Raw genomic sequence first — 21261 nt, forward strand, 5'->3', positions numbered from 1 at the left:
CCTGATCGTGACTCACACCGTTCTCATCGGGCTCGGCGTCCTTATTGCCATCCTCACCGTGGTCTCGGCCCTCGGCCTGCTGCCGTCGCTGCGCATCGTCCCCGACGATACGCATTTCGACTTCACGCGCTTCCGTCGCATCAGCTTTCCGATCTCGGCGGCGCTGTCGATCGTCGCGATCGTGCTGTTCTTCACCCATGGTCTGAACCTCGGTATCGACTTCAAGGGCGGCACGCTGCTGGAGGTGAAGGCGAAGTCCGGCACCGCCGACATCGCGGCAATGCGTACCTCGCTCGACGGCCTGGGCCTCGGCGAGGTCCAGCTGCAGCAGTTCGGCGGTCCGGAGAACGTCCTGATCCGCGTTGCGGAGCAGCCGGGTGGCGACGCGGCCCAGCAGGCAGCCCTGCAGAAGCTTCGTGGCGCGCTTGGCGACAGTGTCGACATTCAGCGCACCGAGGTGCTGGGTCCGCGCGTCGCGGGCGAGCTCCTGGCCTACGGCATGCTCGGCCTGATGCTCGCGATCGTTGGGATCCTGATTTATCTCTGGTTCCGGTTCGAATGGCAGTTCGCGCTGGGCGCCATGATCGCCAACGTGCACGACATCGTGCTGACGATCGGCTTCATGTCGATCAGCCAGGTCGATTTCGACCTGACCAGCATCGCGGCGTTGCTGACCATTCTCGGCTATTCGCTCAACGATACCGTCGTCATCTACGATCGCATCCGGGAAATGCTGCGTCGCTACAAGAAGATGCCGATGCCCCAGCTGCTCAATGAATCCATCAACTCGACGCTGTCGCGCTCGATCATCACCCACGTCACGGTGACGCTCGCGCTGCTCGCGCTGCTCTTGTTCGGCGGCCATGCCATCCACAGCTTCACCGCGGTGATGATGTTCGGCGTGGTGCTGGTCGGCACCTACACCTCGATCTTCATTGCAGCACCGATCCTGATCTATCTCGGCGTCGGCGAGCACCGCGAAGACGCGCCCGATACGGCGACGCCGGCGAAGAAAAGCAAGGCATGATCCGAACCTCATGCCCTTGCAGGCGTTTGCGAGGGCAGTAAGCCCATTCGGACGAAGCTCATGGCCGGCGATCCCAACGCTCCGCATTTTCCGCGCTCGGCGCCGATCGATGCCTATGGCAAGGGCGGCTTCGCCTTTGCCGGCATGTCGCATCGGGGCTCGCTGCTCTGTCTGCCCGACGCGATCTGGGCTTGGGACGTGACCGACCCCGCGAAGATCGACCGCTACTCGCTGGATCGGGTGTTCACGGCGGCCAACAGCATCGACACGCTCCTGGTCGGCACTGGAACGGGGCTGTGGCTGCCGCCGCCGGAGCTGCGTCAGGCGCTCAAGGCGGTGAGGGTTGTACTGGACACGATGCAGACCGGCCCGGCCGTGCGCACCTACAACATCATGATCGGCGAACGGCGGCGGGTTGCCGCCGCGCTGATCGCCGTGCCATGAGCAACCGGCCATCCGACTCCGCCGCGTTCTGCGCCGATCTCGTGCGCAGCCACGACTTTCCCCGCTACGCCGCGACCCTGTTCGCGCCGGCCGCCGAGCGCCGCGCGTTACTGGCGATCTATGCCTTCAACGTCGAGATCGTTCGCATCCGCGACCAGGTGAGCCAGCCCTTGCCCGGCGAGATCCGCCTGCAATGGTGGACCGACATGCTGTCGGGCCACGTCCATGGCAGCGCCGAAGGCAATCCGGTGGCGGCCGAGCTGCTTCGCGCGATTCGCGATTTCGACCTGCCGGTCGAGTCGCTGTCGCTGCTTGCCGAGGAGCATCAGTTCGATCTCTACAACGACCCGATGCCGACGATGGCCGCACTGGAAGGTTACCTCGCGGCGACCTCATCGGCGCTGTTCGCCCTGGCAGCGCAGGTGTTGGGACCGCCTTCGGAGGCGGCCGAGCATGTCGCCCGCCATGCCGGGCTGGCGCAGGGTATCGTGCAGGTCATAGCCAATCTGCCGCGCGATGCCGCGCACCGGCAATTGTTCGTGCCGCAGCAGGTGCTGGAGAAGCACGATTGCAGCATGGAGGATGTCTTCGCCGGCAAGCAGACACCCAATCTCCATGCGGTGCTTGAGCAGCTCGCGGGTGAAGCCCGGCAGCATATGACTGCGGCTTCATCGCTGCTGGCGCAGCTGGCGCCGCCGTTGCGGCCGGCGTTTCTGCCGCTGCGCCAGGCGCAGGCCGATCTCGAGCGCCTGTCGCGCCCGGGACGCAATCCGTTTAGGTTGCAGCCGACCTCGCGGTTGCGCACGCTCTGGACGCTGTGGCGCGCCTCGCGATCGCGCGAATTTACCAAATAGACGCCGGCTTATCGCTTGGCCCGCCCAAATGCTCTATGCTGTCCTATGGCTGACATGTCCCAAAGCTCGTTCGATCTCAGCGGCCTTCCGGTCGCACCGGAAGACATTCAGGCCGCCGCCAAGACCATACAAGGCGCCGTCGTCGAGACGCCTTGTAGCCATAGCCGGACGCTGAGCAGCATCTGCGGCTGCGACATCTGGCTCAAATTCGAGAACCTGCAGTTCACCTCCTCGTTCAAGGAGCGCGGCGCGCTCAACCGGCTTACCGCTCTGACGGCGGAGGAGCGCGCGCGGGGCGTGATCGCGATGTCCGCGGGCAACCACGCGCAAGGCGTTGCCTACCACGCCAAGCGGCTCGGCATTCCCGCCACCATCGTGATGCCGATCGGCACGCCCATGGTGAAGATCGAGAACACCCGGCATCACGGCGCCGAGGTGGTGGTCACGGGCGCGACGCTGGAGGAGGCGGCCGCCTTTGCGCGCAGCCACGGTGAAGCGCACGGCATGGTCTTCGTCCATCCTTACGACGATCCGCTCGTCATCGCCGGGCAGGGCACGATCGGGCTGGAAATGCTGAAGGCGGTCCCGGAGCTCGACACGCTGGTCGTCCCGATCGGCGGCGGCGGTTTGATCAGCGGGATTGCCATTGCCGCGAAGTCGATCAAGCCGTCGCTCAGGATACTGGGCGTCGAGGCCTGGCTCTATCCCTCGATGTACAACGCCATTCACGACGGCAATCTGCCGGCGCGCGGCGATACGCTCGCCGAGGGCATCGCGGTGAAATCACCGGGCAAGATCACCACCGAAATCGTTCGGCGCCTCGTCGACGATATTGCGCTCGTCAACGAAGCCGAGCTTGAGCGCGCAGTCGCGACCCTGATCTCGATCGAGAAGACCGTCGTCGAGGGCGCCGGCGCCGCCGGCCTCGCCGCGCTGATGTCCGATCCGTCCCGCTTTGCCGGCGAGAAGGTCGGCCTCGTGCTGAGCGGAGGCAATATCGACACGCGGCTGATCGCCTCCGTGCTCACCCGCGAGCTCGCGCGCGAGGGGCGGCTGACGCAATTGTCGCTCGATATCCCCGACAGGCCGGGGCAGCTCGCCGCGGTAGCGGCACTGCTGGCCGAAGCGGGTGCGAATATCATCGAGGTCTCACACCAGCGGACCTTCTCCGACCTGCCGGCCAAGGCGACGCTGCTGCAGCTTGTCATCGAGACCCGCGATGCCGCCCATCTCAACGAGGTGATGGCCAGGCTCAGCGCATCCGGACTGAGCGCGCGCTGCACCTGAGCACGCGCTAACGTGACGCCAAATCCGCGACGTGGTCGATCAGCCGGTCGATCTCGGCTTGGGTGTTGTAGTAGTGGGGGGAAGCTCGGACGAGCGGCGGCAGCTCGCGGTTCTCGGCATCGATGCGGGTACTCGACGGGTCTGAAGCGCCGATTGTGATGCCCGCCGCCGCGGCGCTGCTGACAATGGCCTCCGCTTCATATCCATCCAAAGTGAAGCTGACGATGGCGCCAGGCTTGCGGCCAAGGTCGTGAATAGTGATGCCGCGAATGGAAGCGAGGCCGCTGCGAAGGCGGCCCGCGAGCAGCCGGCAGCGCTCCTCGATGGCATCCATGCCGATGTCGAGCGCATAATCGACGGCAGCGCCGAGCCCAAGCCGGGCGGCGTAATTATTCTCCCATGTCTCGAAGCGGCGGGCATCGTCGCGGAGCCGATATTCATCGCGCGAGACCCAGGGCGCTGCAAAATGGTCGATCATCGGTGGCTCGAGCTGCTGCAGGAGCGCCCCGCGCACATAGAGAAAGCCGGTACCACGCGGTCCCCGCAGGAATTTGCGTCCCGTGGCCGACAGCATGTCGCAGCCGATGGCCTCGACGTCGACCTCCATCTGGCCGACCGCCTGGCAGGCATCGAGCAGATAGGGGATGCCGTGTGCTCGCGCAATTCTGCCGATGGCCGCTGCGGGATTGGTCAGCCCGCTATTGGTCGGAACCCAGGTGATGGCGATCAGCTTCACGCGTTCGTCGATCATACGTTCGAGTGCGCCGACATCGAACTCGCCCGTCGCATCGCTCGGCACCACATCGATGACCGCGCCTGTGCGTTTGGCGGCCTGAAGAAACGCAACATAGTTGGCGGCGTACTCCGCTTCGGCCGTCAGGATCCGGTCGCCCTCTCGAAATGAAAGCGAATAGAACGCCATCTGCCAGGCAACCGTCGCGTTCTCCACCAGGGCGATTTCATCCGGCGATGCGTTCAGGAGCCGGGCCACTGAGCCGTAAACGGCTTCGAGCCGATCTGACGCGCGATCGGCTGCGGCATAGCCGCCGATCTCGCTCTCGAGATCGATATGTCCCTTCATCGCCGCGACGACGGGCGCGGGCATGAGAGCCGCACCGGCATTGTGGAGATACGCGAGCCGGGAGGCAGCAGGCGTGTCGGCACGAATCTGGTTGATGTCGATCACGTCAGAGCCTCCATCTTCAGGTTCCTCGTAGACACAATGACGCACGCGAGCAAGCTCGGGCAAACGACTGTTCCAGCTGGAGCATGCAGATCGGGATGCCTATGCTGATCGGAAGCGCACTCTGGCACGGAATCACAGGGAATACCCAATGGCAAAGAACACGATCTGCCTCTGGTACGACAAGGATGCTGAAGCCGCGGCCCGCTTCTATGCCGAGACGTTTCCCGACAGCGCGGTGAGTGCGGTCCATCGCGCGCCCAGCGACTATCCGTCCGGCAAGGCAGGCGATGTCCTGACCGTCGAGTTCACGGTAGCCGGCGTTGCCTGTCTCGGTCTCAATGGCGGACCCGTCTTCAAGCACAACGAGGCCTTCTCGTTCCAGATCGCCACCGACGATCAGGCGGAGACCGATCGCTACTGGAACGCCATCGTCGGCAATGGCGGGCAGGAGAGTGCGTGCGGCTGGTGCAAGGATAGATGGGGAGTCTCCTGGCAGATCACGCCGCGGGTGCTGACCGAGGCGCTGGCCGCCGGTGGCACGGAGGCCAAGCGCGCCTTCGATGCGATGATGGGGATGACGAAGATCGACGTCGCCGCGATCGAAGCCGCGCGCCGCGGCTGAGACGGTCGCGCCTCAGATGCAGAGGCCGAGCAGCTTGACGTGACAGTTGCCGGACTTCGGCTTGCTCGCGGGCGGTACCTCGCGCTTCACCGCGACGACGGGCTCCTTGTCCTTTTTCTTGCCTTTGCCCTTCTCGTAGTCGCCGGCGATGACCATGGCCCAATAGGTGCGCTTGCCACTCGCATTCTTGGCGCTGGCAATGCCGACGCGGGAGGCATTGTGCAGCAACAGGTTCTTGCGGTGCCCGGAGGAGTCGATCCACTGGCCCAGCGTCTTGTCGAAACTGTCGTAGCCGTAGGCGATGTTCTCTGCGGCGCGGCCCGCGCCGGCCGGTGCGACGCGGCGATTGAATGGGCCGAGTGTGTCGTGGCTGAGGTCGTCCTTCGCCGCCATCGCGCGGGCCTGATCCATGGCGATGCGATCGAGGGTGGCGTCGCGCACGACGCGGGCCTCACCATGCTTGAGACGGAAGCTGGAGATCAGCTCCGCCGGTGAGTCGGCCAGCGCAGGCGCCCCTGCCAGCAGCACAAGGCCGGCGATCGTTCCGCCAACCATACGATGCATCATCGTCCCCCGAGCGCCCATGATCTCTGCCAACCCTTCCTGATCCAAGCGCTTCTCGATCGCCATTGTGGAGGCTTCAAGGCGCAGATTCCGCGCTAGCTCGTCGGGAGCTTCGCCTCGAAATTGAAGCGGTCGCGCAGGTTCTTGCGCTGCTCCAGGATATCCTTGAGGAAGGCGCGATCCTGCTCGTTCTTCATCATCGGCTCGATCAGGTCGAGCTGGTTCATGGCGACCAGTTGCAGGACCTCGATGCGTGGCTTGCCGCTGGCGTTGCGTGGCAGGGCGTGCACGACCTGGATGTGCTCGGGCGGCTTCGGTCCCTTGGAGGCGGCAAGCTCGCTGCGGAGCTGGCCCTCGAGCGCGGCCTGATCGGCTTCGACGAAGGCGTAAAGCCCGACACCGGAGCGACGGTCGGCAAAGGCGACGATGGCGGCGTCGCGCACGGCGGGATTGCGGCGGATCAGCTCGGCCAGCACCGGCGCGTCGTTGACGAGCCGACGGCCGCCGCCCTCGCGGTCGGTGAAGTTGAACAGGCCGCGGGTGATGGCGCGATAGACCTTCTTGCCGGTGGCGAGCCACAGGCTCGCGGCGAACGACTTCCTCGCCAGGATCTTTCGCTCTCGCGGCGTCAGCGCCTCGGGCGCGTAGGAGCGCTTGTGCTTGAGCAGATGCCGGAGGTCTTCATAGGCGAGGATGCGATAGAGCCGGCCGCGGCCCTTGAAGCACGCGGCGAGCTGGAAGTCGGTCACATAGGCGCGGCCATCGCGGCCGACCAGCCAGTTCTGCTCCTTGGCGAGATCGTTGTGGCAGATGCCGGCGCGGCGCAGCCGACGCAGTGCGGCCTTGGCGGAGCGGAAATAGGCGACATCGCCATGGGGCTTTGCCAGGTGCAGCGCGACGCCGTCGACGAAGCCGCGCACCAGAGCGCGGCGCCCGGCCCAGAGCAGCTCGGGGCCGACGTCGAGGCCTTTGGCCCGCACCAGGGCCTGCTTCTCGCGGGCGAACAGGTGGCGTGCCAGCAGAAACGACCACCATGGCACCTCGTCGAGCCGGCGCAGCACCGCGTCGATCTCGCCGCTTTCGCTGCGGAAACGGCCGCGCTCGACGGTCGAGAACACGTCGCGCTTGAGCATCACGCCTTCGGTCCAGCGCGCCGACAGCTCTGCCGCGTCGTCTTTGGGCAAGCTCATTGCAAACTCACGCGGCGGCGGCAATGCGCAGGTGATCGGCGATCCAGCGATCGAGATCGGCGAGCGCCCGTGCGCTCAGCGCCTGCTTCTTGGCCACCGTCTTCTCGTTGCCGCGCAGCCGCGTGCCGTCGGGCTTCTTCGTTGGCACGCTCGTGAGCGGTGGAAACAGGCCGAAATTGATGTTCATCGGCTGGAACGAGCGCGTGCCCGGCTCGATGGTCTCGATATGGCCGCCGGTGATGTGACCGAGCAGCGATCCCAGTGCGGTCGTAGCCGGCGGGCTGACAAGCGTCTCGCCGCGCGCTTCCGCGGCTGCATAGAGACCCGCGATCAAGCCGACGCTGGCGGATTCCACATAGCCTTCGCAGCCCGTCATCTGGCCGGCGAAGCGCAGCCGCGTCTGTGCGCGCAGCCGCAGCTGGCCGTCGAGCAGCTTCGGCGAGTTCAGGAAGGTGTTGCGATGCAGGCCGCCGAGGCGGGCGAATTCGGCGTTCTCCAACCCCGGAATGGTGCGGAAGATGCGCTGCTGCTCGCCATACTTCAGCTTGGTCTGGAAGCCGACGATGTTGTAGAGCGTGCCGAGCTTGTTGTCCTGGCGCAGTTGCACGATCGCGTACGGTTTCGTGGTGGGATCGTGCGGGTTGGTGAGGCCGACCGGCTTCATGGGACCATGGCGCAGCGTCTCGGGGCCACGTTCAGCCATCACCTCGATCGGCAGGCAGCCGTCGAAATAGGGCGTGTTGGTCTCCCATTCCTTGAACTCAGTCTTCGCGCCGGCGATCAGCGCGGCGACGAAGCCCTCATACTGCTCCTTGGTCATGGGGCAGTTGATGTAGTCGGCACCGTTGCCGCCGGGGCCGACCTTGTCGTAGCGCGATTGGAACCAGGCCACCGACATGTCGATGGATTCGCGGTGCACGATCGGCGCGATGGCGTCGAAGAAGGCGAGCGCGTTCTCGTCGGTCAGCTCGCGGATGGCGTCGGCCAGCGGCGCGGAGGTGAGGGGGCCGGTGGCGACGATGACGTTGCTCCACGCGGCCGGCGGCAGGCCCGCGATCTCGCCGCGCGCGATCTCGATCAGGGGATGATCGTTCAGCGCCTTGGTGACGGCCGCCGAGAAGCCGTCGCGATCGACCGCGAGTGCGCCGCCGGCGGGCACCTGGTTGGCGTCGGCCGCGCGCATGATCAGCGAGCCGAGGCGGCGCATCTCCGCATGCAGCAGGCCGACGGCGTTGTTGGCGGCGTCATCCGAGCGGAACGAGTTGGAGCAGACGAGCTCGGCAAGTCCGTCGGTGCGGTGCGCGTCGGTCATGCGGGTCGGCCGCATCTCGTGCAGCACCACGGGCACGCCGGACTTCGCAATCTGCCAGGCAGCTTCCGAACCGGCGAGGCCGGCACCGATCACGTGGACGAGGTTGGATTGGGGTCCTGTCATGGGGCGGACAGGTAGCGCTTTTCGGCGGAGAGTGGAATCGCCGAGATCGAGTTTTCTGCCACCAGATGCGACAACGCCCGCACGAGGCGGGCGCTATCGGTCCGTTCTAGTGAAGGGCTGAAGGATATCAGCCCTGATACTGACCGGCGGCAACGCGCGGGATGTCCGAGCGATCGAGGCCGATATCGGCCAATTCGCGATCGCTGAGCTGGGACAGCTCGGCAACATTGCGCTGATAGTCCCGGAAGGCCTGGATCATGCGGATGAGCGAGAGCAGCATTGGTAGTCTCCTGTAGTTCGATTCAGCCTTTGCTTGAGGCCTCATCGTTGAAATGAATATAGGTGAGAGTGGTGCAGTGCGAAAGTTCCGATGTTGCGATGCAGCTAAGCGCTATGCGCATGGCGTACGTAACGGATGATTAACCGGAAGGCGCTCCCGCCCAGAGCTTGGCCAAGGTCGTCCGGTGTCCGCGATAAGTACCCGTGAAATAACGGGTTTATGTCAAAGATTGATCTGGGTCATCGCGGAAATAGGTTGCCTATAAGCGGCCAGCAAGTTCAACCCAGCAGCTTATAGACTCAAGTCATGCCTGCCTGATTCGCATAGGACGCGACGCTGTTGTATGAATATAGATTCACTTTAAGATCCATTGAATACCGAAAATGCGCCCATGAGCGATGCGCTGGCGCCGCTACAGGCTAGGCCCGCTTGCCGGGGTTCGGCAGCGGCGATTCGGCGCGGTTCGGCTAGGCTGAGATCTAAGGGGCGCGTGCGAGCTGTGCGGCAAAATAGGCCACGGTCTTGGAGTAGACCTCGCTCTTGTTCCACTGCTTGAGCACCTCAAAGTTCGGGCTGCCCGGCTGCCAGTCCTTGCCCTTCTGCCAGCCATAGCCGACCAGATAATTGGCCGTGGAGGCGAGCACGTCGGGCACGTTATGCAGAAGATCGCGCTTGCCGTTGCCGTCGAAGTCGATGGCATATTTCATCCAGGATGACGGCATGAACTGGGTCTGGCCGAGCTCGCCGGCCCAGGCGCCTTTCATGTCGGCAGGCGCAAGATCGCCGCGCTGGACGATGCGCAACGCATCCAACAGCTCGGCGCGAAACTGCTCGGAGCGACGGCAATCGTAAGCGAGCGTTGCAAGCGAGCGGATCGTTGCAAACTTGCCGGTGTTGACGCCGAAATCGGTCTCCAGGCCCCAGATCGCGACCAGGACTTCGCCCGGCACGCCATAGGCCTGCTCGATGCGCGACAGCACCGAGCCGTATTGCTTCATCCTGTTGGAGCCGCGCTCCAAGCGTGGCGGCACCATGCGGCCGGAGAACTCCTCGAAACTCTGGGTAAAGACCTTTTGCGAGCGGTCGCGGTTGAGCACGCTCTGGTCGAACGTGACGCCGGCAAGCCCGGCAGTGATGGTCTGCTGCGAGATGCCCTTCGCCGCAGCGTCGGTTTTGAAATCAGCCAGCCAAGCGTCGAAATTGCCCGAGTCGCAGGCAACCGCGGCGGGCGCTGGCTGGACTGAGAGAAGGGACGCGGAGACGGCCAAGGCTGCGAGAGCAAGACGAGAAATCGTCGGAGTCATCAGATGAAATGGATTTCCGTGAATTGACCTGACCGGCAGCATAATCTCGGCTGTAACCGCGGCCAAAGCAAGGCGCGCGGCCCTGTCCGAACCGGCCAGGGCCGCACGTCACGAGATTGTCAGACGTCAGTCCGATTCCGCCACGGGAAAAGGTTGGCCGGGAAGTCGGCGGCCGGCTTGCGCGCCCGATGCGGCGGAGGGGGGACCGGACGTGCGCCCGGATCGGACGCGATCACCTTGCGGTAAAGGTGCCACGTGGCGTGCCCGAGCAGCGGGACCACAACGGCGAGGCCGAGGAAGGCCGGGATCGTGCCAAGCGCGAGCAGCACCGCCACGATTAGGCCCCAGGCCGCCATCGGCACCGGGTTTTTCGCGACCACGCGCAGCGAGGTGCTCATCGCCTCGAACGCACCGGCATGGCGGTCCAGCATCAAGGGGAACGACACGGCACTGAGACAGAGCGCGGCGAGCGCGAACAGGAATCCGGTGCCGCAGCCAACCACGATCAGCCACCAGCCTTGCTGCGTCGTCAGCACGCGCATCATGAAGTCCGAGAATCCGGTGACGCCCTCGTAGCCGAACGCCGCGACATAGATCGCCTGCGCGGTCGCCACCCAGGTGACGAACAGGGCGAGCAGCAATGTACCGAGGCCGAGCATCGCGCCGAACGACGGCGATCGCAGCACCTCCATGGCATCCCAGGCGCTGGCCGGTTCATAGCGCTCGCGCCGGCTGGAAAGCTCGTAGAGCCCGAGCGCAGCGAAGGGCCCGATCAGTGCGAAGCCCGCGGCGAGCGGAAACAGCAGCGGCAGCACCGAATAGCCCATCACCACACGGGCGAGCACGAGGCCGAGCACCGGGTAGATCACGCAGAGGATGATGGCGTGGCTCGGAACGGCCTTGAAATCCTCCCAGCCGCGCCTGAGCGCGTCGTGCAGATCGGACAATTGTATGGTTCGGATCACCAGTCCAGCCTCATCCGTGGGCTGGGCCATCGTGGGGACATTGCCCTGGTAGAGTGTGGCCATGGTCGCTAGCTCCCTTGCCAAGCGGCTGCATCCGGCGCCGGCAAACGGCACAAGCGGCCGCCCATTCTCTTGAAATCCCACGATCCCGACCAGACGCGAATTCCGGATGGATCGCGAGCTGAACGGCAAGCATACTCCCAAGTCCGAGTCCTGTCCCTCACGCTTGGGTGAAATTTCGATGCCGCGACGCAATCAATGCGGCGTCATTCTGTCGTCATTTCGCCGCAGATAAGCTGATGCTGCTGTCCGTTCGCGCAACTTCGCGGGCGCGGCGCACCAACTTCGTCTATAAGTGCCACGCAAGGCCCTTCCAATGGATTCCTTTTCGGGGAGCAGACATGAGCATTTTCGGGAAAATCATCAGCGCGATCTTCGGCGGCCAGCCGGCCTCCGCTGCGCCGGCCGGTGGCGCCGCTTCGCCGGGCGCCCCCGCAGGGTCGGCAAGTCCTTCGGCGCCGGCCGCCGCACCCATGGCTGCGGTCGACGTGGCGGCGATCGTCGACAAGGCGGCCGCCGCGCACAAGGGCGAGAAGCTGGAATGGCGTACCTCCATCGTCGACCTCATGAAGGCGCTCGACATCGATTCCAGCCTCGCTGCGCGCAAGGATCTCGCCAAGGAGCTGGGCTACAGCGGCGACATGAACGACTCGGCGAGCATGAACGTCTGGCTGCACAAGCAGGTGATGTCCAAGCTCGCCGCTAATGGCGGCAAGCTGCCGCCGGAGATCAAGCACTGACCGGACCTGGGGTAGTGCCTCAGGGGCCCGCGATCGCCGCCGGCCCTTTTGCATTCAGGCGACCAGATCCGCATCCTCCGGATGCCGATCGAGATAGTCGACGACGAAGCCGCAGCCGGCGATCACCTTCTTGCCGTCGCGCCGGATCAGGTCGAGCGCGCCCTTGACCAGCTCGGAGCCGATGCCGCGCCCGCGCAACGCGCGCGGCGTCTCGGTGTGGGTGATGATTACGGCCGACGGCGTCAGCCGGTAATTGGCGAAGGCGATGTCGTCGCCGACATCGAGCTCGAAGCGGCTCCTGTCCTTGTTGTCGCGTACCGAAGCCGCCATGCGGGGTCCCTCCGAACTGCAGGTGCCTCCTGATCTAGGAGGCTGACACGGCCCTTGCCAAGGTGAGACCAGGGGGAGATTGCGCAGACGAGATATCTGCAAATGCGCGCCGCCCTGACCGCACTGCGGTATGGCCATGGCGCCCGGCGAGCATGGTCCCGCGACTCCGCAAATAATTCCCGATACCGCTCTTGCAAGCCGGACTTCGGTTCCCACGTCCTGGAAAGGACATACGCCCGAATGCGGCCGGCAGGGTCGCCAGATATTCGGAGTGTCATGATCGCCAGCCGCAGACGTATGCCTCTTTTGCAGGAGGGTACGATGTCGGATTCTGGTTTCTTGAAGACTCATCGAACGTGGGAAGACTGGTGTGGGATGCTGCTGGGCGCGTTGATCGTGGCCTCGCCGTGGTTCCCGATCCAGGATCAGGCGATCTCCGGTCACCAGACGGCCATCCTGAACACCGTTGCGATCGGTCTCGTCGTATTTGGCATCAGCCAGCTCGAATATGTCGCCTTGCAGCGCTGGCAGGAGGTGATGACGATCCTGGCCGGACTGTGGCTCATCGCCTCGCCATACGTGATCGGCTATTCCGGTGAGGGATTTCTCCGCATCTATCACACGACCCTCGGTGCGGTGGTGGTGCTGCTCGGCATTCTCCAGCTATGGCAGGACTGGGATATGAATGACCAGGACTTGCTCAAGCACGGACAATAGACCGTAAGTACGGCAGGCCCGCCGGCCACGAGCGGCGGGCCTGTGCACTCACCGTGTCACGAGATCCGCATAGTCCGGGTGCTTGTCGATCCACGCCTTCACGAACGGGCATTGCGGGATCAGCTTCAATCCGTCGGCGCGGACCTGGTCGAGCGCGCCTTGCACCAGCTTCGAGCCAATGCCCTTGCCGCCAAGCTCCTTCGGCACGTCGGTGTGCTCGAAGGTGATGACACCGCCGTCGAGCCGGTAGTGCTCGGTCGCAAGATGACCCTCCACGTCGAGCTCATAGCGGTGATGGGCCTTGTTGTTGATGACGTCGCTCATATCATTGCCTTGCAGCTGCCGGCCTCGCGCACGAGATCGTAACGCGCGGTCCGGCCGGGGTTTCCAATCCGAAGCTGTTCCGTTCAATCGGTCGCTTTGGCGAGCCTGGAATCTTCGGCTTGTGGCTGCGGGCGGAGGCAGCCCTGGCAGATGACCAGGGAGCGGCTGACCCTGGCGTCCTGTTCGGCCTCGATGCCATCCTGCGCCTGCCACCGTTCCTTCGAATGGGGCTGAGCGTCGGCTTGCAACCTGTTGCGCTCGGAGCGGCTGGAGGTTCGTGTCGGCTGCGAGGCGGCGCGGGGCCGGTTGGGATCCTCGCCGGCGCCATCCCAGGCATAACGCGCAGGCTTGACGGCGAGATCGGATGCCAGATGCGCTTGCGGAGTCGCGGCACATCCGGCGAGCGCCAGTGACAACAGAAGGAGGGCAGGCGCTTTGACCATGATGCGGCACTCTGTACGCGAGAACTGAGCGAGGTTGCGTCGATCATGTTTAAGATTTCCTGAACGATATCGTTTGTGGTTGCGACCAACACCAATGCGATATCTGATCCTCCTGCTCAGCTTGCTCGTGACCGGCGCGCGTGCCGACGACGCAAAGCCGTTCAATCCGGCCGATTATCCGCCCGGCGTGCAGAAGGCTGTGCGCTTTGCCAATGAGGAATGCGAGAGCCAGCAAGGCGGCGAGGTGACCTTCGCGCATGATACGGTTCGCAGGATCGACCTGACCGGCGATGGTCGTGAGGACTACATCGTCGATTTCCAGGACACCAAATGCGGCGATCGCGAGACGACCTATTGCGGAACCGGCGGTTGCGTTATGAAGATCCTGGTGACGCTGCCGGACGGCAATCTGCGCGAGGTGTTCGACGGCTACGTTCTTCGCTACAAGATCATGGCAGCGCCGGTGAAGCGCGGCGCCACGCGCACCATCCGCTTCGATCTGCATGGCAGTTTCTGCGGCGGCTTTGGTCCGCAAGCCTGCTGGAAGACCAAGGCCATCACGGCGACGCCTTTTGCGTTCAAGCAGTAGGCCAAGTCTGCGGCAGCCGGCCTTGCGGGGGCAACGGCGTTGGCGATAAATGGGCTGCAATGAACGGACGGCTTGCGTGCCGCCCGTCGTCCAAGAGGAAGCCCGATGCAGCCCCTGCGCATGTCCCGCCGCGTCATGAATCTCGCCTATATGCTCACCCAGAATGCGCGGCGGCATGGCGCGCGTCCCGGCTTCGTTTGGGGGGACAAGTCCTGGACCTGGCGCGAGATCGATGCGCAGGTCTCCGCCCTGGCCGCGGCGCTCGCCGCGCGGGGCATTGCCAAGGGCGACCGCATCCTCGTCCATGCCAAGAATGGCGATGAGATGTTTGTCTCGATGTTCGCCGCGTTTCGGCTCGGCGCGGTCTGGGTGCCCACCAATTTCCGTCTGATGCCTGATGAGGTCAGCTATCTCGCGCAGGCCTCCGGCGCCAAGGCGTTCCTGTGCCATGTCGATTTCCCCGAGCACGCCGCGGCGGTGAAGGACGGTGCGCTGGAGTTCACCTGGAGCGTCGACGGCAAGGCCGCGTTCGGCGAGCGCTCGGTGGCCGATGCGATCGCCTCGCATGCGGGCGCCGTTGTGGAGAATGTCGCGGTCGAGCATGACGATCCCTGCTGGTTCTTCTTCACCTCCGGCACCACTGGACGCTCCAAGGCGGCCGTGCTCACCCACGGCCAGATGGGATTCGTCGTTACCAATCATCTCGCCGATCTGACGCCCGGCACGACCGAGCAGGATGCCTCGCTGGTGGTGGCACCGTTGTCGCACGGTGCCGGCGTGCACCAATTGATGCAGACCGCGCGCGGCGCGCGCACCGTGCTGCTGCCGACCGAGAAATTCGACATCAACGAGGCGTTCCGCCTGATCGAGGCGCATCGCGTCAGCAATCTCTTCACCGTGCCGACCATCCTGAAGATGATGGTCGAGCATCCCGCCGCCGGCAAATACGACCATTCCTCGCTGCGCTACGTCATCTATGCGGGCGCGCCGATGTATCGCGAGGACCAGAAGGCGGCGTTGAAGAAGCTCGGCAAGGTGATCGTGCAGTATTTTGGCCTCGGTGAGGTCACCGGCAACATCACCGTGCTGCCGGCGGCGCTGCACGACCCGGAGGACGGCCCGCACGCCAGGATCGGCACCTGCGGCTTCGAGCGCACCGGCATGCAGGTGTCGATTCAGGACGATGAGGGCCGCGAGCTCAAGGCTAACCAGAGCGGTGAGATCTGCGTGATCGGGCCTGCCGTGTTCGCCGGCTATTACGACAACCCCGAAGCCAATGCGAAGGCGTTCCGCAATGGCTGGTTCCGCACCGGCGACCTCGGCCACATGGACGAGGAGGGTTTTGTGTACATCACAGGACGTGCGTCGGACATGTACATCTCCGGCGGCTCCAATATCTATCCGCGCGAGATCGAGGAGAAGATCCTGACCCATCCCGGGATCGGCGAGGTCGCCGTGCTCGGCGTGCCCGACGCGACCTGGGGCGAGGTCGGTGTCGCCGTCTGCGTTGTCCGAGAAGGCGCGAAGGCGGTGACCGAAGCGGAGATGGCGGCGTTCCTGTCGCCGAAGGTCCCGCGCTACAAGATGCCGAAGCGCTTCTTCTTCTGGGACGCGCTGCCGAAATCGGGCTACGGCAAGGTGCCGAAGCGCATGGTGCGCGACGAGCTCGAGGCGCGCGGGCTGCTCGACCTCGACAAGGCGAGCTGAGCGCACCACATGCGGAGCATCAAGCAGCCGGGCGCGCCGCTTCCCGAACGCATTCAATGGGTGGAGGCGAGGGGACGCGCTTTCTCGTTCACACTTCAGGCCGGTCTGCCGCTGCTGGAGGCCGCGCGGCGCGGCTTTGCCGCGGAGGGCTTCGCCGGCGGCGTGCTGAATTTTCGCCATGGCGCGCTCGGGCCGTTCGCCTATGTCATGCCGGCGCTGTCGAAGACCGGTGAGAATGCGGCGTTCTACAGCGATACGTTCCGGCCCGCTGGCGTGACGCGTTTGAGGCTCGGCAGCATGACGCTCGGCACGCGCGACGCTGCGCCGTTCTTTCATTGCCACGGACTGTGGACGGAGGCTGACGGCAAGACGAGCGGCGGCCACATGATGCCGGACGAGACCGTCGTCGCCGAGCCGTTCGAGGTCGAGGCCTTCGGTCTGAACGGGGCGGTGTTCACGGCCGAGCCTGATGCGGAGACCAACTTCAAGCTGTTCGGACCGGTCGCGGCTGCAAGCACCGACGCGCGCACGACGAGCCGCGCCTTCGCGCTCCGCCTGCGCCCGAACCAGGATTTTGCCGGCGCACTCGAAGCGTTCTGCCGCACGAACGGCATCGCCCACGCGAAGATCCACGGCGGCGTCGGCTCGACCATCGGCGCGCGCTTCAGCCATGGCGGCGTGACCGAGCCGTTTGCGACGGAGCTGGCGATTACGGCAGGGACAATCGCGCCCGGCGCCTCCGGCGCGCTGGAAGCTGCGCTCGATGTCGCCCTGATCGACTATACCGGCCGCGTTGCGGAGGGGCGTCTGATCCGTGGCGACAATCCGGTACTGATGACGATGGAGCTGGTGCTGGAGGCAGGGGACTAGCTCGTCAGCCGTAAGGGAGTGGGTGCAAGATAGCGCTTTTGCACTCCAAATGTTCCTGTCATGTTCCGTTGGGGATGCGAGTAGCGGCGGGACGTCATGGCACGAAGAGGCAATCGAACGATCAACCTGCCAGCGCCGTATCTGAAGCGGGTATGGCTCGATCCGTCGCAGGTTCGCGACCGCGAGGCCTATCCGTTCTGCTTGCCCATCTTCCCTGACGATTTCGAGCTTAGCTTCGACAGCCCCATCACGATCATCGTTGGAGAGAACGGTACCGGGAAGTCGACCATCCTCGAAGGCATCGCAGCGCTCGCCGGCTATGACGATGCCGGTGGCGGCAAGGGCTACAAGCCGGTCGATCATTCCGAAGCGCGCGAGGAGATGGGCGGCCAACTCTCCAAGGCGCTGCGCGCAAGCTGGCTGCCGAAGATCACCAACGGCTGGTTCTTTCGTGCGGAGAGCTTTTTCTCGGTCGCGCGATATCTGGACAAGGCTGCGCGCGACGCCGGCCAGGTCGGTCCCGATTTCTTGTCGCACTCCCATGGCGAAGGTTTTCTGCGCTTCTTCGAGGAGCGTTGCCAGCGCCAGGGCATCTTCATCTTCGACGAGCCGGAATCGGCGCTGTCGCCGGCGCGCCAGATCGAATTCCTCAAGCTACTGCGGCGCATGGAAGACTCCCGCATCTGCCAGGTCATCATGGCAACGCATTCGCCGATGCTCATGGCCTATCCCAACGCGCGGCTGCTGCGGCTCGGCAAATACGGCCTGGAGCCTGTCACGGTGGAGCAGACCGACCATTACCGGTTGATGCGTGAGTTTTGTGTCGATCCGCGCGGGTTCGTGGAGGCGACGCTGGGGGACTAGGTGAGGGAATCCTGTAACAGTAGCTCTCTCTGTCGTCGTTGCGAGCGCAGCGAAGCAATCCAGAATCTTTCCGCGGCAGCAGTCTGGATTGCTTCGCTGCGCTCGCAATGACGGAGTGTGGAGCAGCAGTGCGCCAACTCCCGTGTCCCGGTCAAGCTGCAACGCGTGAGCATTGCGGCGCAGAGCCGGGACTCAGAAAGCCGCAGCATCGCGGATGCATGGGCTCCGGTTCTGCAGCGCATCACCATAGCGTCGAAGACGCGCGTGAACGCGCTTATGGTGCTGCGCAGCGTCTGTGGCACGAGACCGTTATCAATTCGCTGGCGCGGCTTCACATCCTCGCGGCAGAGTCCGCCCGAGCTTTGCTGCATTCGCCACCCTCGAGAGTGCCGAGGGCGCAGGGAAGGCCGGGTGCCGGCTGGCACCCGCGGTCCACTGTGCGAAGCGTGTGCTTGAAAAAGCTGCACAGCGGCATACAGGTGAAGCCAAACATCCGGCCTTCCCTGCGCAGTGGGTTGACGGCTTATGTCGTGCTCTCCCCGGGGAGCGATGCACTATTGCCCCCGTCGCCTTGCGGATGACTGACGGTGCGGGCCCGGTCGGCCCGCAACGTCACCGCAAGCCTTGGCGCACAGACCCCGGGCGCCAGGACCACACGATTTTGCCGTACGCAGACTGCGCCCGTCGTGTGCGCGCCTCGCCTGCTCACGGAGTGATCCGCCCTGCAAACCGCTTGCGCGCGACGCTGCCTGCGTCCACCACCTCCCATCCCGCGTTCGTGACGATCGCGATGCGCCCCTCGGCCCGGGTTGGGGTGGCCGCAACATGCGATAATTCCGAATTCGCGTAAAGCGAATTATTTCGGCTTGGCCAGGTTGACCCCGGTCTGGTGTTTTGCCCGTCGACCAACCCAATCAATGGTGTGCATTGGCTTTGCCACCACCGTGCCACGAACGGGTCTCCCCATGGCCCAAAAATGCGCTAGCATGACCTCAGCGCGCGTTCCAAGTCGCGCAGATTGAGAAACGAGGAAACGAGATGAGGATGAGAAGCGGACCGGCGATCGCCGGGGTGGCGGCGCTGGCGGTGGCGGGGATGGCTCTGATGACCGCCTTCGAGCCGGTCTGGGCCCATGGGCCGACGCGGCAGAAGGTGAGGGAATCCATCGAGATCAACGCGGCCCCCGCCAAGGTGTGGGCGGTGATCGGCAATTTCCAGGACATGAGCTGGCTTCAGCCGGTCACCAAGACCGAAGGCGAGAAGGGCAACGAGATCGGCGCGACGCGCAAGCTGACCCTGACGGGCGGCGGGACGGTCGAGGAGGAGCTCTACAAATACGAGCCCGACATGCAGAGCTATTCGTACCGGATCACCAAGGTCGACGTGAAGGTGCTGCCTGTGACCAATTATTCCTCGACCCTGACGGTCTCGCCCGCGCCTGATGGCAAGGCCAAGCTGGAATGGGCCGGCGCGTTCTATCGCGGCTATCCCAACAACGACCCGCCGCCGGAGCTGAGCGACGAGGCCGCGATCAAGGCCGTGAGCGGGCTGTACAAGGCCGGGCTCGAGGCGCTCAAGAAGAAGATCGAGAGCGGCAGCTGATCGTGCGAGCGCTGGTTCTGGCGGCGCTCGCCGCCAGCCTTTGTTACGCCGGCTTTGGAAGCGCGCGCGCCGACGAGGCGTTCGTCACCAACCAGCTCAGCGAAGATCTGATGGTGGTGGATCTCGCTGGCGCGCGCGGCGTTGCGACCATCCCAATCGGCGGCAAGCCGGCCGGCGTCGCCGTCAGCGCCGACGGGCGCTTTGCCTATGTCACGAGCCCGGATGCCAAGGCGGTGACGGTGGTCGACGCTGCCACGCGGCAGGTCGCCGGCCGCGTCGAGGTCGGCGGCGGGCCGCTCGGCATTGCCGTGGCGCCCGATGGCAAGACGGTCTATGTCGCCGATTGGTACGCGGCCGCGGTGCGGGTGATCGATACGGCCTCGCGCAGCGTTGTCGCCAGCATCGCGGTCGGCGCCTCGCCGTCGGGTCTTGCGGTGACGCCCGACGGCAAGCTGCTGCTCTCGGCGGACCGCGACGACGACAGCGTCTCGGTGGTCGAAACGGCAACGCGCCAACGCAAGGCCGTGATCAAGGTCGGCACCCGCCCGTTCGGCGTCACCATCGATGCCGAGGGCAAGCGCGCCTACACCGCCAATGTCGGCTCCGACGATGTCTCCGTGATCGATATCGCGGAAGGCCGCGAGATCGGCCGCGTGCCGGTCGGCATGCGCCCATATGCGGTGGCGCTGACGCTAGGCCGAGGCTTCGTCACCGACCAATATGGCGGCACCGTCAGCGTGTTCGATCTGGCGAGCCTCAAGCCGGTCAAGCGCATCCATGTCGGCGACTATCCCGAAGGCATTGCGGCGACTGCCGACGGCAAGCGCGTCATTGTCGCCTGCTGGGAAAGCAACACGCTAAGCATCATCGATGCGGCCGAGCTCAAGGTGATCGGCGAGATCAAGACCGGCGACGGCCCAAGGGCGTTCGGGGCGTTCCTGCGCAGGACGGAGTAGTTCGTCACAACCCGAGGCCGCTTGCTCCGGCCGGCCGAATTCAAGCGGCCATTCCGCCAGAGCTCAATTGACGTTCTGCGCTTCCAAGATCGTGTTCTCCGGCGCGCCTCGGTCGGTCCAGTCCGGCGGCAGCCCGATTCTTTCTCCGGCCAGGCCTGCCAATCCTGGCGCCCGGCCGAATGTTTCGCAGATCGCTTCCTTGGGCGCACCACCGAGAGAGGCGCTCAATCTGTCGACGGAAGGCGGCGTGGGGACCTTCCCGAACGGGCTCTCCGCGGCAACGAGAAACCTCCCGAAATCGCTTCCGAAAGCCTCGGCCAGGTCATAGGCGTCGCCATCGCTCGATACACGCGGAGCGCTGGTGAAGGAGTTCGCTCCGCGCGCCCAGATCATGGCCGCCTGTTGGTTGCCGCTGCGGTCACGGGCCTCGGCCTCGACGGACAGGCTTCCCAGTCCGATCGGAAGGCGCGGCACCGGAATGGGCACGCCGGGAGCGACGATGGACGGCACGACGCTCGCGACCTTGGAGACGCCGGCTGCCGCCGCATCGGTCGGCGCAATCTGTGTGATGACGGCGCGAACATTCAAGTCCGCAGCCTCCGTGGGAGCTACGATCCGGAAGCGCTCGCTGAGCGCAAGACACATCGCTCTGTTGATTGCGTTCTTGATCAGCCTGCGCTGCTGCGGCGTGAACGGCTGGCTGGCTGCGGTCGCCGTGAACGCGGTCGGCTCGATGCGAGCGGTCTTCGCGGCGAGAACATCAGCCTTGCTGATCCGGAGCTGCGACTTGGTCAAGAGACCATCGGACGGCGTGAGATCGTCGTAGGAGGCCAGCGACCCCGCTCGTTCCAGCGGAGCCGCCGCGCAACCGGCGGCCATCGAGCTCAAGACCGCAACTGCG

24 protein-coding genes are annotated in these 21261 nt (G+C 64.8%); 13 read left to right on the forward strand and 11 right to left on the reverse strand.

The annotated features are described in order from the left end of the window. The first annotated feature begins 7 nt into the window (after positions 1-7). Genes secF through I6F31_RS21705 form a run of 4 tightly spaced genes read left to right on the forward strand, consistent with a single transcriptional unit; the run spans position 8 to position 3612 of the window. A complete protein-coding gene (gene secF, locus I6F31_RS21690; protein ID WP_036012746.1) occupies positions 8-1027 on the forward strand; it encodes a protein translocase subunit SecF in 1020 nt (339 codons plus the stop codon). Positions 1028-1087: 60 nt separating this feature from the next. Then, a complete protein-coding gene (locus I6F31_RS21695; RefSeq protein ID WP_028179505.1) occupies positions 1088-1471 on the forward strand; it encodes an Mth938-like domain-containing protein in 384 nt (127 codons plus the stop codon). Beyond that, positions 1468-2325: a phytoene/squalene synthase family protein gene (locus I6F31_RS21700; protein WP_225170879.1), complete on the forward strand. Its 858-nt coding sequence runs from the start codon at positions 1468-1470 to the stop codon at positions 2323-2325. Before I6F31_RS21695 ends, I6F31_RS21700 begins: the two co-directional genes overlap by 4 nt. 45 nt (positions 2326-2370) lie before the next feature. Beyond that, positions 2371-3612, forward strand: a complete 1242-nt coding sequence (locus I6F31_RS21705) for a threonine ammonia-lyase (protein WP_225112479.1) — start codon at positions 2371-2373, stop codon at positions 3610-3612. A 7-nt stretch (positions 3613-3619) separates the two neighbouring features. Here I6F31_RS21705 and I6F31_RS21710 read toward each other — a convergent pair whose 3' ends face one another. After that, a complete protein-coding gene (locus tag I6F31_RS21710) occupies positions 3620-4798 on the reverse strand; it encodes an aminotransferase class V-fold PLP-dependent enzyme (protein WP_225186077.1) in 1179 nt (392 codons plus the stop codon). A 148-nt stretch (positions 4799-4946) separates the two neighbouring features. Here I6F31_RS21710 and I6F31_RS21715 point away from each other — a divergent pair, with 148 nt between their 5' ends. Next, the gene (locus tag I6F31_RS21715) at positions 4947-5420 is read left to right on the forward strand and encodes a VOC family protein (RefSeq protein ID WP_008547150.1); all 474 of its coding nucleotides are present in this window, start codon (positions 4947-4949) and stop codon (positions 5418-5420) included. Between the two features lie 12 nt (positions 5421-5432). On the opposite strand, the gene I6F31_RS21720 is transcribed toward I6F31_RS21715, so the two are convergent. The 6 genes from I6F31_RS21720 to I6F31_RS21745 form a co-directional block, all read right to left on the reverse strand. Beyond that, complete coding sequence (locus I6F31_RS21720) at positions 5433-5984, reverse strand: CAP domain-containing protein (protein ID WP_036028219.1); 552 nt, start codon at positions 5982-5984, stop codon at positions 5433-5435. Positions 5985-6079: 95 nt separating this feature from the next. After that, positions 6080-7174, reverse strand: a complete 1095-nt coding sequence (locus tag I6F31_RS21725) for a serine/threonine protein kinase (protein WP_225186078.1) — start codon at positions 7172-7174, stop codon at positions 6080-6082. A 7-nt stretch (positions 7175-7181) separates the two neighbouring features. After that, complete coding sequence (trmFO, locus tag I6F31_RS21730) at positions 7182-8609, reverse strand: methylenetetrahydrofolate--tRNA-(uracil(54)-C(5))-methyltransferase (FADH(2)-oxidizing) TrmFO (RefSeq protein ID WP_225170876.1); 1428 nt, start codon at positions 8607-8609, stop codon at positions 7182-7184. A gap of 127 nt (positions 8610-8736) precedes the next feature. Beyond that, positions 8737-8889: a DUF1127 domain-containing protein gene (locus tag I6F31_RS21735; protein ID WP_007590701.1), complete on the reverse strand. Its 153-nt coding sequence runs from the start codon at positions 8887-8889 to the stop codon at positions 8737-8739. A 479-nt stretch (positions 8890-9368) separates the two neighbouring features. Continuing rightward, positions 9369-10193 carry a lytic murein transglycosylase gene (locus tag I6F31_RS21740; protein WP_036028201.1) on the reverse strand — a complete coding sequence of 275 codons (825 nt, stop codon included), beginning with the start codon at positions 10191-10193 and terminating at the stop codon, positions 9369-9371. Between the two features lie 119 nt (positions 10194-10312). Then, entirely contained in the window at positions 10313-11221 is a 909-nt protein-coding gene (locus I6F31_RS21745; protein ID WP_225170875.1) for a DUF2189 domain-containing protein, read from the reverse strand. Between the two features lie 338 nt (positions 11222-11559). On the opposite strand from I6F31_RS21745, the gene I6F31_RS21750 reads away from it, so the two are divergent. Further along, on the forward strand, positions 11560-11958 hold the full coding sequence (locus I6F31_RS21750; protein ID WP_036028199.1) for a DUF3597 domain-containing protein: 399 nt from the start codon (positions 11560-11562) through the stop codon (positions 11956-11958). Positions 11959-12012: 54 nt separating this feature from the next. Here I6F31_RS21750 and I6F31_RS21755 read toward each other — a convergent pair whose 3' ends face one another. Next, positions 12013-12288 (reverse strand): GNAT family N-acetyltransferase, encoded by a 276-nt coding sequence (locus tag I6F31_RS21755; RefSeq protein ID WP_036044205.1) that lies wholly within the window; start codon positions 12286-12288, stop codon positions 12013-12015. Positions 12289-12609: 321 nt separating this feature from the next. Here I6F31_RS21755 and I6F31_RS21760 point away from each other — a divergent pair, with 321 nt between their 5' ends. Continuing rightward, positions 12610-13005, forward strand: a complete 396-nt coding sequence (locus tag I6F31_RS21760; protein ID WP_225125285.1) for an SPW repeat protein — start codon at positions 12610-12612, stop codon at positions 13003-13005. Positions 13006-13053: 48 nt separating this feature from the next. On the opposite strand, the gene I6F31_RS21765 is transcribed toward I6F31_RS21760, so the two are convergent. Together I6F31_RS21765 and I6F31_RS21770 are read right to left on the reverse strand one after the other, a co-directional pair. Further along, complete coding sequence (locus I6F31_RS21765) at positions 13054-13329, reverse strand: GNAT family N-acetyltransferase (RefSeq protein WP_036028195.1); 276 nt, start codon at positions 13327-13329, stop codon at positions 13054-13056. A gap of 83 nt (positions 13330-13412) precedes the next feature. After that, positions 13413-13772, reverse strand: a complete 360-nt coding sequence (locus tag I6F31_RS21770) for a hypothetical protein (RefSeq protein WP_109143671.1) — start codon at positions 13770-13772, stop codon at positions 13413-13415. A 94-nt stretch (positions 13773-13866) separates the two neighbouring features. On the opposite strand from I6F31_RS21770, the gene I6F31_RS21775 reads away from it, so the two are divergent. The 6 genes from I6F31_RS21775 to I6F31_RS21800 all read left to right on the forward strand — a co-directional run bounded on the left by I6F31_RS21775 (position 13867) and on the right by I6F31_RS21800 (position 20360). Beyond that, entirely contained in the window at positions 13867-14361 is a 495-nt protein-coding gene (locus tag I6F31_RS21775) for a hypothetical protein (protein ID WP_225133680.1), read from the forward strand. A gap of 105 nt (positions 14362-14466) precedes the next feature. Beyond that, positions 14467-16068 carry an acyl-CoA synthetase gene (locus I6F31_RS21780; RefSeq protein ID WP_036012717.1) on the forward strand — a complete coding sequence of 534 codons (1602 nt, stop codon included), beginning with the start codon at positions 14467-14469 and terminating at the stop codon, positions 16066-16068. 9 nt (positions 16069-16077) lie between these two features. Beyond that, a complete protein-coding gene (locus tag I6F31_RS21785) occupies positions 16078-16938 on the forward strand; it encodes a DUF296 domain-containing protein (protein ID WP_225147093.1) in 861 nt (286 codons plus the stop codon). A gap of 96 nt (positions 16939-17034) precedes the next feature. After that, entirely contained in the window at positions 17035-17802 is a 768-nt protein-coding gene (locus I6F31_RS21790; RefSeq protein WP_225147092.1) for an AAA family ATPase, read from the forward strand. Between the two features lie 1038 nt (positions 17803-18840). Continuing rightward, complete coding sequence (locus I6F31_RS21795) at positions 18841-19404, forward strand: SRPBCC family protein (protein ID WP_036044199.1); 564 nt, start codon at positions 18841-18843, stop codon at positions 19402-19404. A 2-nt stretch (positions 19405-19406) separates the two neighbouring features. Then, complete coding sequence (locus I6F31_RS21800; RefSeq protein ID WP_109143677.1) at positions 19407-20360, forward strand: cytochrome D1 domain-containing protein; 954 nt, start codon at positions 19407-19409, stop codon at positions 20358-20360. 63 nt (positions 20361-20423) lie between these two features. On the opposite strand, the gene I6F31_RS21805 is transcribed toward I6F31_RS21800, so the two are convergent. Then, complete coding sequence (locus I6F31_RS21805) at positions 20424-21239, reverse strand: DUF3313 domain-containing protein (RefSeq protein ID WP_306469099.1); 816 nt, start codon at positions 21237-21239, stop codon at positions 20424-20426. Between the last annotated feature and the right edge of the window lie 22 nt (positions 21240-21261).

Origin of the sequence: Bradyrhizobium sp. NBAIM01 (assembly GCF_020194115.1) — a bacterium.
In the GTDB taxonomy this organism is placed as follows: domain Bacteria; phylum Pseudomonadota; class Alphaproteobacteria; order Rhizobiales; family Xanthobacteraceae; genus Bradyrhizobium; species Bradyrhizobium yuanmingense.